The organism is Thioalkalicoccus limnaeus (assembly GCF_041197575.1).
GTDB classification, from domain to species: Bacteria; Pseudomonadota; Gammaproteobacteria; order Chromatiales; family Chromatiaceae; genus Thioalkalicoccus; species Thioalkalicoccus limnaeus.
The window spans coordinates 1-14,568 of the sequence record NZ_JBDKXB010000046.1 but is presented as its reverse complement, the minus strand read 5'-3'; the positions used below and the strand labels follow the sequence as shown (position 1 = coordinate 14,568).

15 protein-coding genes and 1 CRISPR repeat array are annotated in these 14,568 nt (G+C 61.7%); of the genes, 3 read left to right on the top strand and 12 right to left on the bottom strand.

Annotated elements, in window-relative coordinates; genetic code table 11:
- Positions 1–142 precede the first annotated feature (142 nt).
- The 6 genes from ABC977_RS17440 to cas4 all read right to left on the bottom strand — a co-directional run bounded on the left by ABC977_RS17440 (position 143) and on the right by cas4 (position 5,152).
- A complete protein-coding gene (locus ABC977_RS17440; RefSeq protein ID WP_369668554.1) occupies positions 143–430 on the bottom strand; it encodes a HigA family addiction module antitoxin in 288 nt (95 codons plus the stop codon).
- Between the two features lie 8 nt (positions 431–438).
- Positions 439–717 carry a type II toxin-antitoxin system RelE/ParE family toxin gene (locus ABC977_RS17435; protein WP_369668553.1) on the bottom strand — a complete coding sequence of 93 codons (279 nt, stop codon included), beginning with the start codon at positions 715–717 and terminating at the stop codon, positions 439–441.
- A 53-nt stretch (positions 718–770) separates the two neighbouring features.
- Complete coding sequence (locus tag ABC977_RS17430) at positions 771–1,121, bottom strand: addiction module antidote protein (RefSeq protein WP_369668552.1); 351 nt, start codon at positions 1,119–1,121, stop codon at positions 771–773.
- 558 nt (positions 1,122–1,679) lie between these two features.
- Positions 1,680–2,932: direct repeats of the CRISPR family, unit length 37 nt; unit sequence GTTTCAATCCGCACCCGGCCATTCGGCCGGGTGATGC.
- 178 nt (positions 2,933–3,110) lie between these two features.
- Complete coding sequence (gene cas2, locus ABC977_RS17420) at positions 3,111–3,401, bottom strand: CRISPR-associated endonuclease Cas2 (protein ID WP_369668551.1); 291 nt, start codon at positions 3,399–3,401, stop codon at positions 3,111–3,113.
- A gap of 14 nt (positions 3,402–3,415) precedes the next feature.
- Positions 3,416–4,450, bottom strand: a complete 1,035-nt coding sequence (gene cas1c / locus ABC977_RS17415) for a type I-C CRISPR-associated endonuclease Cas1c (RefSeq protein ID WP_369668550.1) — start codon at positions 4,448–4,450, stop codon at positions 3,416–3,418.
- A gap of 6 nt (positions 4,451–4,456) precedes the next feature.
- Positions 4,457–5,152 carry a CRISPR-associated protein Cas4 gene (gene cas4 / locus ABC977_RS17410; protein WP_369668549.1) on the bottom strand — a complete coding sequence of 232 codons (696 nt, stop codon included), beginning with the start codon at positions 5,150–5,152 and terminating at the stop codon, positions 4,457–4,459.
- Between cas4 and ABC977_RS17405 the strand changes: the two genes are divergently transcribed.
- Together ABC977_RS17405 and ABC977_RS17400 are read left to right on the top strand one after the other, a co-directional pair.
- A complete protein-coding gene (locus ABC977_RS17405; RefSeq protein ID WP_369668548.1) occupies positions 5,151–5,333 on the top strand; it encodes a type II toxin-antitoxin system HicA family toxin in 183 nt (60 codons plus the stop codon). The genes cas4 and ABC977_RS17405 overlap by 2 nt on opposite strands.
- A 3-nt stretch (positions 5,334–5,336) precedes the next feature.
- Complete coding sequence (locus tag ABC977_RS17400) at positions 5,337–5,753, top strand: type II toxin-antitoxin system HicB family antitoxin (RefSeq protein WP_369668547.1); 417 nt, start codon at positions 5,337–5,339, stop codon at positions 5,751–5,753.
- Between the two features lie 21 nt (positions 5,754–5,774).
- On the opposite strand, the gene cas7c is transcribed toward ABC977_RS17400, so the two are convergent.
- The 5 genes from cas7c to ABC977_RS17375 all read right to left on the bottom strand — a co-directional run bounded on the left by cas7c (position 5,775) and on the right by ABC977_RS17375 (position 13,105).
- Entirely contained in the window at positions 5,775–6,800 is a 1,026-nt protein-coding gene (cas7c, locus tag ABC977_RS17395) for a type I-C CRISPR-associated protein Cas7/Csd2 (protein WP_369668546.1), read from the bottom strand.
- A 3-nt stretch (positions 6,801–6,803) separates the two neighbouring features.
- Positions 6,804–8,636, bottom strand: a complete 1,833-nt coding sequence (cas8c, locus tag ABC977_RS17390) for a type I-C CRISPR-associated protein Cas8c/Csd1 (RefSeq protein WP_369668545.1) — start codon at positions 8,634–8,636, stop codon at positions 6,804–6,806.
- Positions 8,637–8,638: 2 nt separating this feature from the next.
- Positions 8,639–9,418 (bottom strand): type I-C CRISPR-associated protein Cas5c, encoded by a 780-nt coding sequence (gene cas5c, locus ABC977_RS17385; protein ID WP_369668544.1) that lies wholly within the window; start codon positions 9,416–9,418, stop codon positions 8,639–8,641.
- A gap of 84 nt (positions 9,419–9,502) precedes the next feature.
- Positions 9,503–11,806: a CRISPR-associated endonuclease Cas3'' gene (locus ABC977_RS17380; RefSeq protein ID WP_369668543.1), complete on the bottom strand. Its 2,304-nt coding sequence runs from the start codon at positions 11,804–11,806 to the stop codon at positions 9,503–9,505.
- A 321-nt stretch (positions 11,807–12,127) separates the two neighbouring features.
- Complete coding sequence (locus ABC977_RS17375) at positions 12,128–13,105, bottom strand: helix-turn-helix transcriptional regulator (protein ID WP_369668542.1); 978 nt, start codon at positions 13,103–13,105, stop codon at positions 12,128–12,130.
- A 308-nt stretch (positions 13,106–13,413) separates the two neighbouring features.
- On the opposite strand from ABC977_RS17375, the gene ABC977_RS17370 reads away from it, so the two are divergent.
- On the top strand, positions 13,414–13,710 hold the full coding sequence (locus tag ABC977_RS17370; RefSeq protein ID WP_369668541.1) for a hypothetical protein: 297 nt from the start codon (positions 13,414–13,416) through the stop codon (positions 13,708–13,710).
- Positions 13,711–14,000: 290 nt separating this feature from the next.
- On the opposite strand, the gene ABC977_RS17365 is transcribed toward ABC977_RS17370, so the two are convergent.
- On the bottom strand, positions 14,001–14,568 hold a 568-nt coding region (locus tag ABC977_RS17365), incomplete at its 5' end, for a RibD family protein (protein ID WP_369668540.1).

Genomic DNA, 14,568 nt, shown 5'->3' with positions numbered 1-14,568 from the left:
TAGTGTCGTGGTACGGCTGTCATCTCGCCGGATTTACACTATCCCTCCCTATCGAGTGGCGTCCACCGCGCCCGTAATTGGTGAATCTCGTAAACTGTCGCCGTAATTCGAGTTGAACCGGTTGTTATTTGATAGCCGTTGGCTAGGCCGCAACAAGACGCTTCACCTGCAGCTCTTTACGGTGCTGCTCAGCATTCCAAAGATCATACTGGGTTTGTTGATTTAGCCAACTCTCTGACGATGTATCGAAAGCAATCGACAAGCGAACAGCCATTTCGGGACTAATTCCAGCTCGTCCGTTGAGGATGGCGCTCAACGTCTTTCGGCTGACACCCAGGGCCTTCGCAGCCTCAGTGACTGATAGATCTAGTGGCTCGAGGCAAAGCTCACGAATGACTTCACCCGGATGTGGCGGATTGTGCATGAGCATAGGGCACCTCAATGATAATCTTCATAGTCCACGACCTCGGCGTCCTCCCCCTCAAACCGAAAGGTAAGTCGCCAATTTCCACTAACATCAACTGCCCAAGTTCCGGATCGATTTCCTTTCAACTCGTGAAGCTGAAGTCCTGGAAGGTTCATATCCTTCGGCTGGCGGGCAGCATGCAGGCGGCCGAGTATAAGACGGAGCCTCTTCGCGTGCTGAGCCTGGATTCCCGAAGTCTTTCCGGTTTCAAAGAAGCGCTTTAGGCCCTTATGCTTGAAGCTCCGAATCATGGGCACCAGCGTAACCTGATACGTTACGCGCGTCAATCACATAACGCCAACGCTCAACCGCGCGAGGTACGAGCGTCGGTTGGAGCGCCTTGTTCGGCGTGATTTGGAATATGCACAGCTTCCGCATGCAGCTTCAGACCTAGTGCTGTCATGACCTTAAGGATTGTGTCAAACCCCGGAGTCCGTTCGCCCGAAAGCGCCTTGTATAGGCTTTCACGTGACACACCAGCATCACGTGCCACCTGCGACATGCCTCTTGCACGGGCAATATCACCAAGGGCCTTCGCAATAAAAGCTGCGTCACCTTCTGCCTCTTCCATGCAGGCTTCCAGATATGCTGCCATTTCTTCAGGCGTACGGAGATGCTCAGCAACATCGTAGCGGGTCGTAACTGTCTTTTTCATGGGTAATCCTACAGATTGCGGGCGAGACGTAGCGCGGCCTTAATATCTCTTGACTGGCTGCTTTTGTCACCGCCAGCCAACAAGATCACCAACTCACGCCCTTGCTGTTTGTAGTACACCCGTTAACCGGGGCCATCGTCGATACGCAACTCAGAGACCCCTTCACCTACTGGCTCGGCGTCTCCAGGATTCCCTTCTGCCAAGCGTGCGCTCGACTCTCGCCAAAACTCGGGCACGAGCACGAATATCGCGCAACCCATCGAGCCACTTGACATAGACTTCCGTTTTGCGAACCTCCATTGTGCCACCAAGCGTAGCCCCGCGGCTACATCCTGTCAATCGCCATTATTTGCCCATCGCCACGCTCAGCCGAGGCGGTTGAGCGAGAGCGAAACCGGCTTCGGCTGGAGCACCGTGTTGGACGACTCTAACATAGTGTGTCCCGGTTTAACTCGTAAGCTTAATGTCAATGGCCATCGACCGACATAATTGGTGTATTTGGTAAAGTGTGATCGTAATTCCACATTTTCTTGATGAGGCGGTCGAAACCGGCGATAGGTTTCAATCCGCACCCGGGCATTCGGCCGGGTGATGCATTTCCAGCGCTGGATCGTGCGGCTGGATCTGAGTGTTTCAATCCGCACCCGGCCATTCGGCCGGGTGATGCACCAGGCTTCCTCTGTATGCGTTTGGGCCAGGATGTTTCAATCCGCACCCGGCCATTCGGCCGGGTGATGCAGCTCATCTCCGCTTTTTCCAACGCCAGACGTTCGTTTCAATCCGCACCCGGCCATTCGGCCGGGTGATGCGCTCGCCGAACACATCGCGCGCGTTGGCATCGCGGTTTCAATCCGCACCCGGCCATTCGGCCGGGTGATGCCCGCGCCGAGTCGCCGAGGGCGGCCTCGAGGCGCGAGTTTCAATCCGCACCCGGCCATTCGGCCGGGTGATGCACGGCGTCGACGTACGTGTAGATCAGGTGGCGCATGTTTCAATCCGCACCCGGCCATTCGGCCGGGTGATGCAAGGGGGCGTCGTATGGTCGGCGCATCACGGGCTGTTTCAATCCGCACCCGGCCATTCGGCCGGGTGATGCGCGTCTACGCTCGGCGACCTTCGCGGCGCACACGGGTTTCAATCCGCACCCGGCCATTCGGCCGGGTGATGCGATATCGTCCAGATCCGGTAATTCCAATTCCACATCGTTTCAATCCGCACCCGGCCATTCGGCCGGGTGATGCGAATGGTGAAGATCACCAGGAACGCCAGCAGCACGTTTCAATCCGCACCCGGCCATTCGGCCGGGTGATGCGACGATTGTGGGGAGAAGCGCATCCCTGCGCCAATGTTTCAATCCGCACCCGGCCATTCGGCCGGGTGATGCGATAGTCCTATCGGCGGACCCTTGGGAAATGGTGGTTTCAATCCGCACCCGGCCATTCGGCCGGGTGATGCGATAGCCGACTTGGCCGTACGTGGTCTCGATGCGGTTTCAATCCGCACCCGGCCATTCGGCCGGGTGATGCCCAGTCGCCGAGCTTCCCCCACATCCGCCCGCTGGTTTCAATCCGCACCCGGCCATTCGGCCGGGTGATGCCTGGGTTTACGACCCGGACCGCGCCGGTGAAGGCGTTTCAATCCGCACCCGGCCATTCGGCCGGGTGATGCTGACCGGCGAGCTGTGCGCGGCCGAGGTGCGATGGGTTTCAATCCGCACCCGGCCATTCGGCCGGGTGATGCGCTGGCTGGATGATGGGCAATGCGGGAGGAGCGGGTTTCAATCCGCACCCGGCCATTCGGCCGGGTGATGCTCCGCCATGGCAATCGTTTGATTTCGTGGCGGAGAGTGGCCAGATTGCGCGATCCGGTCTAAAGGGGCAACTAGCCGAAGGGTTGGCGGGTGAAACCCCGCGCACAAGACTATGGACAACAGGGACTTAAATGATGCGCGAACCTCACCGGCTTCAGCCATCGCTTAAGGTTCGCGCTTCAGACAACGAGGGGGCCTTCAAAGTCAATGGAACGAAAAGTGCCATATTGCTTGACCCTGAGATCATGTGGTTCGGTGAGGCGATAGAAACGAAGATTGTCTTGCTGCAAATCGATCTCTGCCAGCAAGGCTCGTTCGAGCTCTTCATACTGCATCTGGTTGACCTGGCACTCGAAAACGGATTTCTGAACCCGTTGACCAACACGCTCGCAGACCTTGGCCACGCGGCGCAGCCGGCGGCGGCCAGCCGAGCTTTCGGTCGAGACATCGTACGTCGCGATGATCAGCATGGTGAAACCCTCGTTTATTTTGCAAGGTAGGGAAGGTAGCAGTCCATATCGCCACGGAGCGTCCGGGCGAGGATGCGAGCCTGGATGAACGGCAGCAACCCCAAAGGTACTTTGGTGTCCAGCAGGGCGTGAGTCACGGTCTCCTGCTTGCGTTCTTGCCAGGCGGCGACGACCGCTCGCCGCCCTCGATCGTTGAGCATCACGGCGCCGCCTTCGCGTTCGTCGAAATCGCGGGCACTGAGCTGACCGCGATTGATGAGCGTCAGGGCCAGTCGGTCGGCCAACACGGAGCGGAACTCCTCTTGAAGATCGAGAGCCAGCGCGGCGCGGCCGGGACGCACGGCATGGAGAAAGCCGAGCTGAGGATCGAGCCCGACAGATTCAGCTGCGGACCGGCAATCATTCATCAGCATCGAATAGAGAAACGAGATCAGCGCGTTGAAACGGTCTCGCGGGGGCCGTCGGGTGCGACCGTCAAGAGCGAAACAATCGCGTACCTGGGGTTTGACGATGAGATTGAGCGCGGCGAAGTAGCCGCGCGCCGCCTCGCCCTCAACGCCGCGAAGGACCTCCAGATCGGCCGCGTCCCGTGCCGCACGCAGAGAGGCCGCCAGGGCTTCCGCGGCACGGCTCAAGCTTGCGGACTCGTCAGCGTCCGTTGTCTCTCGCGCACCCCGCAGGAGGACGGAGCGACTGTTGCGCAGCTTGCCGGCGACCAGGGCGCGGGCGGTCTCGAGGGTGGCGGCCCTGTCGCCTGCCGCCTTGAACTGTGCCTGCCGCAACAAGATGTTGCCGGAAACCGGCCCCTCTAAACGGGCCTTGAAACGGCCGGATCTGTCCAGCAGCACCAACGACTTGCCCTCGTCCGCCAGCCGGTGCATGAGTGCCGGCGAGACCAGGACATTACCGAAGCAGACCAGGGCCGATAGGTGGTGCAGCGGCACCCGCAGCTTGGTCTCGCGTTCCACCTCGATGCGAACAGTAGTGTTATCCAGATGCGCGTAGGCGTTCGGCGTCATGACATAGAGCGTGTTCTGGACGTTTTGCATGGGCGGCTAATCCGTGGGGTCAAGCGGATCGAACAAGTCCTCGCGCAGCCGGCGCTGAAGCGCTCGCGCGTCGATCGCAGCCGGCTGGCAGAGATCCTTGAGCGAGCACTCGCGGCACCGCTGATCGCTCACCGGCGAGGGCAGCCTTCCTGACACCAGCATGGTGCGGATGGATTCGAGCGTCTGCGCCACCAGAGTCCGCAGCTCAGGTGTGAAGACCACCTCGCGGCGCCGGCGGCTGGCGGCGTGATAGATGGCCCCCGCCGGCACTGGTTGGCCGAACATCTCTTCCAAGCAGATGGCTTGGGCAGTCAGTTGCAGATCGTCATTGAGCCACTTGCGTCTCAGCCCGTGTTTGTATTCGACGGGATACACACTGCCGTCCGGCCAGTGCTCGACGACATCGCACTTGCCGATGAGTCCAAGGGTGTCACTCCAGACGGGCAAGGCATAGTCCACACGCGCGCCGTCCTTACCCGCCACATGCGCGGCCCGGTCCACGCGCTCGTGCTCCGCGTTCCCCCGTGCGGTGTGGATGTTCTGGTCGAACTCGCCTTCCAGATAGATCAAGCCGCATCGCCGGGGGCAGTAGGCGTACTGGTTCAGCGCGGAGACATTGACGGGCTCGACGGTCACGGCGTCCTCGCTGGATGGGACGTGGCGATTGACAAACACAACAGAAGTGTTTAGATCTTTGCCCATGAACTCGAATGAATTCAAACGCTGGCTGGCCAAACAGGGCGCGACCTTTCAGGCCGGGAAAGGATCGCACCTGAAGGTCTTCCTGAACGGTCGCCAGTCCGTGATGCCGATGCACCACGCCGAGCTCAAGACCGGCACGGTCGAAGCCATCAAGAAGCAACTCGGATTGAAAGGAAACTGAGCCATGTTCGATTACCCCGTCATTCTCGAAGCCCAGCCCGAGGGCGGCTTTGTCGTGACTTTCGCCGACGTTCCCGAGGCCATCACGCAAGGCGAGGACGAAGACGAAGCACTTCTCTGCGCCGTCGACGCGCTGGAAACCGCACTCTCGCTCTATGTCGAGGCGCGCCGTCCGCTGCCCTCCCCCTCGGCCGCGGACGGCCGTCCGACGGTGTGCCCCTCGGCCCTGGAATGCGCCAAGCTTGGTGTCTACCAGGCCATGACCGAGCAGGGCATCCGCAAGGCCGAGCTGGCACGACGCCTGGGCTGGCACCTGCCGCAGGTGGATCGGCTGTTCGATCTCAAGCACGCCTCGCGCTTCGATCAGATCGAAGCGGCCGCGCGTGTTCTGGGACGCAAGATCGAAGTGCGGATCTCCTGACGCCTGGGAATTGTCGCGCCCTCAAGCCGGGGTTGCCGCGGCGGTCCTCCCCTCGGCCAACAACTCCACTCCGGCAGGCACACGCTCCGGATGCACCTTGACCACGTAATCCGCGAAGGTCCGCGGTGAGCCTTGCAAGCCTGCCCGATGGCTGATCTCGATGATTGCACCCGGCTGCAGACGGCTTGGCTGGGAAAAGTCCAGCATCCGGTGAGCCGGTGCGCAGCCGAGCATGGCTTGCCGCACCCTTTGGTTGGCATCACTATCGGTCCCGACATGCTTGAAGACATAAAGACCGCGGCAGGCCATGACACCCTTGGAGGCCGAGCGATCGTGGTCCCACATGCCGAGCAAAGCGTCCCAGAGATGGGCAAGGTCTTCCTCTGAGAAGCCGGTGCCCTGGGCCAGATGGGCGGAGATGAAACCCTTACAGGCATAGAGACCGTAGGGGATCAATGCCTTGCGGCCCATGGTGCGTAATTCATCTTCAGGCTGACGATCCTCCCAGGCGCGAAAATCCGCGGATCCGATACTCGCACCCTTGATGTCGTTGTCCGCGACAGCCATTCGTGTAATCGATGCGTCGATTGGCAGGATTGGATCAACCGAGCGCGAGAAGGCGATCTGTACCGGTCCCCGAACCTGCCCCGCGTTGGGGCCGGTCGACATCACAGCACCGAAGGTGCGAACATCGAAAAAGGTCTTGCACATCCAGTCCCGTGCATCATTCGCCTTTCCTTTGGTTGTTTTCCACTTTTTCGCCTGTGCATCAAAAGGCGGCATACCGCCGGTTTGCTCGTGCCCGAGTGCAATCTTTGTATTCAGATTTGTCGCATGCTCGACGAAGACGGCATTGGGCGCAGCGTTGCCGAACGCAGTCTGAATATAATTGCGCACCCGCCGTTTGATGGCGACATCCGAGACGAGGCCATGCATGTCCTCGGGGTCAAGGCGGGGGCTGTTGCCGGCATCCGGATCACCGTTGGGATTTCCGTTCTCGCAGTCGAAGAGGTAAAGGAATTCATAGCGATTCTGGATCGGGGTCATGGCTCAGTCTCCTTGAGATGGTGCGGTGTCCGCAGCGGATGTGACGTCGTTGCACTCAGTCTTGCGTCCAGCCCGCAAGGCAGCGAGCTGCTGGTAGTAGCCCAGGGCGAAAAGACCCTGGCCTTCAAGATCGAGGATACGCGGGGCGGCATCGCCCAGACGACTCATGACCTCGGCGACGCGTTCCTCATACCACCACGCCAACCCCGGTTCGAGCTTACCCAAGTGATTGCGAGCATTGGCGGCTAGCCGACCAAGGATCAAACCGGGCGTCTGACTGGCTGCTGCGTAATAGCGTTGGACGACGCCGGCACCGACATCACCGAGCGCGGCCCGTTGTAGATTGGCGAATACGGCAAGCAGTCGCCCGCAGTGATAGGCAGGCGCCGGATGGTCAGGGTTGAGATAAGCGGTCACGGTGGCGTCACCTCCTGATGTGCGTCTCACAAAATAGGCCCGCAGCAAACCCATTCGAGCATGATTGAATACCTCGCGCTTCCGGTCGTCTGGCGCGAACCGCTCGGCTCGGAATTGCGCGAGCGCCAGAGCCATCAGAGGTTGGGGCACCGGAAGCCCCTGAGCCGCTACGCGCCAGAGCGTTGTCGCCATAGAGCCAGATAATTTTTCAAGATTCTTGGAGATCGACTTAGAACGATCATTTCGCACTAGCGCCAACTCGACCTCGAAAAACTTCGGTGCTCGAGCCTCTCGAAGTCCGTCCTGAGCGATGATGGCAACATCTGAGAACCATGCTGTGATGTGCCCCGCCAGTTCTTCAAAGCGGCCATCCATCCAGTCGCGCACCATGACCCGACCTGAAGCACCAGACAGGGTTACGGCGTAAAAGCGGTTTTCACCCAAGTCCGCACGCTCACCAGAACGGATGGAATCCAGCAAGCGGCGGACTGCCGCAAGGGCGGCGGCTTCAGTCTGCTGTTCGCTCTCCATGCCCATCAGGAAAGCGAGCGGATCGTCTTCGAGCAGGATACTGTCTTTGTACCAATGGGCAACTACGGCATTCGCCAACTTGAGGCTGTGATTGCGGATAAGGTCGTTGAGTCCATCGACATACCGCTGGACGTCCTTTCTCCCCATCGCAGCATTTGCGGACTTGTCCAATCCAAAAGAAACGAAGGCGGGTTTGTCGAAGCCTGCCATCGCATCGCCGAAGGAGTTGGGCTTCCCATCGGGTCCAGGCAAACCAATGATTTTGGGATGCGCCTGGAGAGGGACGATAGGCTTGCCAGTCAAAAAACACACCATTGTGCCCTTGGACGGCGCCTCATGGGGCGGAGTCAATTCGGGCTCGGGGGAAACGCCGCCTACTTGGTCGGCATTACGCCAGTCGATCCACCAACGCTGTATTTCCTGGGACTCGTGTGGATGCTGGCCAGCAATACGCCAAGTCATCCAGTCTATTGGCTTAGCTTTGTGCTCGATTAGGGCTGCGCGGACATCGGCAATCCGGTGAGGATCTGCCATAAGGTCAGCAATCGGCGCTAACAGCGGCAAGACTTCACCGGCCTGGCGGAGAAGGCGGACGTAAAAATCATGGCGTTTCCGTGTTCTGTCGTCGGGGGTTGCACCGCCTTTGACCAGCAAAGCAATGTACTGGCAGGTCTCTATCAAGAAATGAGCCCGTCCTCCAGCGTTCATGCTGTGCATATCGGGACAGCGGCCAAACTCCAGACCCCGTTTCCCATCGCCAAGTGGCAGGACGTTCAGGAAGCGCCCATCGGCGGCCAGTTCAGCACACCATCGGATCTGACGGGATGTGAACCCGGGCTCGGGATTGGTTAGGTGAGCATCTGCATAGTCAGCCAGTTCCTTGAGCATGCTCAGACACCCCCGGGCTTCTTGACGGAGGGATCTTCGAAGGGAGGAACATCCATGACGCCACCCCGTAGGGTGGCGTCGAACAAACTGATGAAAGGTCTTTCGTCATCCTTCACGATCTCCCGAGCGAGGTCGAAAACGTCATAGAGCATAAGTCCCAGGTGCCGGTCGATAGCGATCGGTTTGAGCGTTATCGTTTCCGGGTCTTCCACGTATTCGAAGAAGGCGGGGAATTCGCGGCAGCCGAAATAGGGCTGCTGGAAGCACTTGCCGGCGCGTGCACGACGCTGGAACTGTCTATTCATGGAACTCTCGTCTGCGGTGAACGCGGACTTGGGGACGATCCGGGCGGTGAGGCGATAGCGAACTTGTTTCAGCGCCATGGTCTGTCGTTGGGTGCGCCCCCTAGTAGCATCGCCGTTCTTGGCGCCAGGTTTGAGGAAAAAATCCTCGCCGGCATCAGCCCATATTCGCGGATCGGAGCCGGGTTTGCCTGCCAAATAATCTCGGATCCGTCTAGCCGACGCGACATCCTTCACCTCGTTGCGCCGTAAGCCGATGTAGCGTGGCGGCTCGAGTACCTCGATGCGCACGATCTGCCAGTGGAAGTAGGGGCGCACTTGGTTGCCCTCGCGGCGCGCGTCCCAGTAGATGGCATCGAAGATGCCCCGCGCGGCAGATGGGGTAATGACGGGATAAGAGAAGCGCTCGACCTTCATCTCCGGGCGGGTGAAGCAGGCCAGGTCGCCCCAGACTTCCAGTGTGTGCGTGCCGTTCGGCATGGTTCCTCCTGTCGATCGATGATTCTGGTGCGGGTAGGCGGCCGCGAAAGGTCGTCAGTTCACTGGCGCCATCGAAAAGCGCCCTCAGCCTATGAGTACCTGTTCCGCCTGTGGCAGGATCAGTCCCAGCGTCTCGTCGTAATGATCGCCGCGTGAATCTTCGAGGATGAACCACTCATCCTGTTGGTGATCCGCCTTGCCTGTGCGGCGAAGCTTGGCAGGGATCAGAACACCCCAGGCAGGGTGATCCGCCCGGGGTCTGTAGAGACTGACGGCGAGACCCTGGGCTCGGCGCATCCAGGCACCGCCGATGCCGTCCCCCTCGGCTTCGGCGCGTAATATCTCGAAATCGTCCAGCCGTTCGCTCCAAGGAACAAGAACCTGGATAGCATCCTGGTCGATGAGGCGGTAAAGGCGGGCGATTTCCGGGAAGTCACGTGCTTTGATCGCCTCATCGAAGACTGGGTTCTGATTGGCCGGCAGGCTCAGGTCATGAAGCTGCCGATAGTAGCTACGGAACGCGGCCGGATCATTGATGTCGATCGCACCCTGGTCCAGAAGGATGCGGCGCGTGACCTCGGCCGCCTGGAAATAGGCGTGGGTCGGAAAGCGGCGACGCCAATCGCCTGGCTCCTCGACGTCGAACACCTCGACCTTGCCGGACTCGCTCAGCCGTCCCTCTCGGTTACACCGTCCCGCCGCCTGAGCGATCGCCTCCAGCGGTGCGAAAGCGCGGTAGACGCGGGGGAAATCCAGGTCGACGCCGGCCTCGACGCATTGGGTGGAGATGAGGCGGCAGGGCTCCCCTCGCGCCAGCCGATCGCGGACATGACTCAGCACGGCGCGACGATGAAGAGGACAGAGATTGGTCGAGAGATGAACGACATCCGGCGTATTGCGCAGGGCATCCGATAGCGCGAGGGCGTGGCGTTTGAGGTTGACGACGACTAGCGCTTGCGGGATGCCCTCGATCTCTTCCGCGAGATCGTCCCAGGTGCGCTTCCCGCCAGGCTCGGGCCAAATCACATCGACCCGCTTCAGGGCAGTGAACAGGTCCCGATGATTCGGCACCGCCTCGACGGGTTGCCAACCGTGTGCGGCGTACTGGCTGACCGCCTCGTGCAGCGAATCGAAGGCGGGCTGAGTCGCGGTGGCGAAGACGACGCTGGAGCGGTAGGCCGCCGCCAGATGCGACAGGGCTGCCAGGGTGGGCACTGCCAGTTGCGCGGGCAGGCTTTGCGCTTCGTCGAAGAGGATGATCGACTCCATCAGGTTGTGCAATTTGCGGCAAGCGGACGGGCGATTGGAGAAGAGCGATTCGAGCAATTGCACGTTGGTGGTGATGACGATGGGTGCGTCCCAGTTCTCGGCGAGCAGGCGACGCTCACGCTCGTGGGGCGGCTGGGCGTCGCCCTGCGCCGTTTCGGCACCGAGACCGGCCAGGCTGTGATGCTCCAGGACGAAGTGCTCCGGGAAATCCGCGAAGACGGCGCGATAGATTTGGGCCGACTGCTCGATGATGGTGAGGAAGGGCACAGCCAGGACAATGCGCTTGAGCCCATGGCTGCGCGCGTGCTCCAGAGCCAGCTTGAGCATGGCGAGGGTCTTGCCAGAGCCGGTTGGCGCGGTGAGTGTGAAGCAACCTGTTGGCGCCAGCGCGGCCTCAGTGCATGCCTGCCACAAGGTCTCGCGGGCCTCGCGCACAGCCGATTGCATAGGGCGCCCGGAACGGATGCCACTGTACATGTAGCGGTCGAGCGCGCGTAGGGCGGCTCCAGCGTCCAGGTTTGGACCCGCTCGGCGAAACCGCTTGCCGGTAGCGTCGCCCTCGAAGTGCGCCTCGGTGTCGAGGAAGTCGGCATCGACCAGGCAAGAGAAGAGCAGCCGGACGTCGAGCATAGCGGCGATAGGCTTGGCCCAACTCAGCACGGCCTTAGTCTGCGGCGTTTGGAACTCAAGGCCGTCCCCGTGCGCACGTTCCAGCAACCGCAGCGGGTCGAGTTCAGACAGCGCCAGTCCGAGTGGGTGCTGACTAGCCAGTCGACCCGGTTCCAGTCCCGACAGAGAGCGCCGATCAGCACGCTGGAGACCGATGTGATGACCTTGAATCGCCAACGCGGCGGCGACGGCTTGATGTTGGGTCAGTGCCAACCAGGCGCCTATCGACCAATGATCCAGACCCGCATCCTGGCCCCGCAGACGTGCCTGGAAACGAAGCGCATACTTGCCGAGATCATGCTGCTCTCCAGCGAGACGGGCCTCCTCCCGCCAAGGGGCAAAACCGGCAAAGGTTCGAGCCAGCTCACCGACCGATGTCAAGTGATCACCAAGGGCATGCCAAATCCCGGCATGATTGGCGCTATGTGCGTAGTAGCAATCGTCCTTCATCGCGTCTCCTTGGCACAGAGAGTGCCGTTGCTTGCTCCATTCTGCGACGTCTTCTACCACACATGGTGACTCACTGGTCGAGGCTGTTCACAGGTTGGTGCTGCGGTCACGGAGTGTTCGTGGTCCGAAAGGTTTCGAGGGCGTGGAGCTCCACGTTCGGATCGGCAGCCTGATATCGACGAACGCGATCGACGTTACCACAGGCAGTGGCTCACAGAGTGAGCCTGCCGCGCACGAGATGTGACGGGCCTCGCATTGGGCAGCGCGAGGCAGCCGTTGGCGGGATCCTCGATGATCGAGGCACCCGCCAGCGCGCGCCGGTCATTCCGATGGTTCCCCTGCTTGCCGGTACAGAGCGACGGCCGAGTCCAACCGCTCGGCCACGATGGCACGCAGGTCGGGCGGGGCGATCACTTCGACCTCTGGTCCGTACTTGAGGATATCCATCAGGAGTTCGCGAGGGTCGGAGTACGGGACCTGGAGCTGATAGCGATCGTCGACCCATTGGCCGATCTGATCCGGATGCCAGGCCTCGTCGGCAACCCAGCGCGATGCCTCGGGGCCGAAGCGCAGGACGGCCCAGTCGGTCGCGCTGCCCGAGAAGATGCCGAAGCTCGCGCCGAGGGCTCGATCGAGTTCGCGCGGGTCGATGCGCTCAGCGGGCTCGGAGAGGGCCTTGGCGTGGCGGATCCGATCGAGCGAGAAGAGTCGCAGCGCGGCGGCCATCTCGCAGAGCGCGGCCAGGTACCAGTTGTCGCGATAACGCAGTAGCCGCTGCGGGTGGACGACCCGCTCGCTGGGCCGGTCGCGCTCGCGGCCGTGATACCGGATTCGCAGCCGACGCCCTTCGAGCACGGCACCAGCGCAGATGCCGAAGCGTTCGGGGTGGGTGTGGCGGGGCGCAAAGGGCTGCAGGCGGATGCATTCGGCGACCGTCGCAGCGCTGTGACCGCTCTGACCGAGCAGGGTACGGATACGGCCGCGCAAGGGGCCGATGTAAGGCGTCAGCAAACCAGGTTGCACCGACTCGAACAGGTGGGTACTCGCGAGCAGGGCGTACAGCTCGCTCTCGTTCAACCACAGCCCCGGGAGTTCGAAACGCGCCGCATCCGGCTGGTAGCGGTAGCCGTTAGCGGCCCGGTCATACTGGATCGGTGCGCCCATGAAGTCCTTCATGTAGCCTAGGTCGCGCACCGTTGTGGCCCGCGACACCTCGAGCTCGGCCTGCAACCGAGCGAGCGAATGGGACCCTGCCTGAAGCAGGGCATGCAGGCGGAAGATGCGCTCGGCCCGGTTCATCGCCGTTGGATCGACTCGTGCGTCGGAATCCGGGTGTTGAAGTCGGGACGACCGGGGACATCGACCGACGGCACTTCGGGATGCTCGGTCGCCAGATCGGTCCTGGCGCGGGATTCGCGTGACGTCACGATGCGCGGGCGGCTCCAGAGCGTTCGTCGGAGTCGAGAGCCGCCGAACCAGGTGCCGATAGGCGCCTGCCGCGCATTGAGTGTCCTAAAACGACGATTTGACATGCAGCTGTTCAACGTGTTCACTTCGGCGGGGTTCCGGGATCCCTCGGGTTTCAGGCTTGTGGAAGATGGAGGTCGATGGCTGTGATAGCGCTCCCGCTGCTTGGTTTGCTGCTCACGATTACCGCCTGGGTCTTGACCGTGATGACCGGGGCGCACCTGATCTCGGGACCTTTCGAGGACCGCACCTGCCAGACCGAATGTGTGCGGATGCTGTTCTTCTCCGGCGTGGGCGTCACGCTCGGCGCGCTCTTGTTCGCGATCCCCGGCCTGCTGCGGCCCAACACGCGCACCTTGACCTATGTGGTTCTGGTGTTGATGGCCCCGCTCGTCGCGGTCTATGCGACCCTCTTCCTGATCGGTAATTTTGCCTGATCGACTCGGGCGCTCGCCGCCCGAGCGCGCGACCGCCTCGGGAACGATTCTAAAGACAAGCGGTATCGCTCGCTCCACTCGGCTGCCGATGTCGGGTTACGCTGCGCTAACCCGACCTACGGATGCCGAGATGTCGGGTTACGCTGCGCTAACCCGACTACGAGTGATGAGCGCGCTGGGCTCACGACCGCTGGATGCGAAAAGCCGCAGGTCCTGTGGTGCGGGAGCGGTGACGGGCGCAATCCCGTCTCCCGGATCCGATCGCATGCGCCGGTTGTTGCTGAACCGATCTACTGGGCGTCGTGATCCGTCACCGGTGACGAACGGCCCGACCGCGAGGCCCGCGGGCGCAGCGTCAGGCGCAGGTCTGGTCCGACTTGGCGGATATCGGTGAAGGCGAGCGGGATTCGCTCGGCCATGCGCGCGAGGCCGGGCAACCGGAACAGACCACGGGCGGCATCGCCCATCAGGTGCGGTGCGAGATACAGGATGATCTCGTCGACCAGCCCGGCCCGAAGGGCGACGCCGGCGAGCGTCGGCCCGGACTCGATCAGCAGTTCATTGACCTCGCGCCGGGCCAGTTCGGCCCACAGCCAACCGAGGTCGACCTGGCCGTCGCTGGTCGCTGGTGCGATCAGGATCTCGGCCCCGGCGGCCTCGAGCGCGGCACGCCGCGCCGGATCGGCCTCGACGCAGGCGACCCAGGTCGTGCCAGGTAGGCGCAGCAGCCGCGCCGACGGCCGTATACGCAGGCGGCTGTCGACGACGATGCGCTGCGGCTGACGCACCGCCTGATCGGGCTCCAGGCCGAGGGCATCGGGCGACAGGCGCACGTTCAACGAGGGGTCGTCGGCCAGC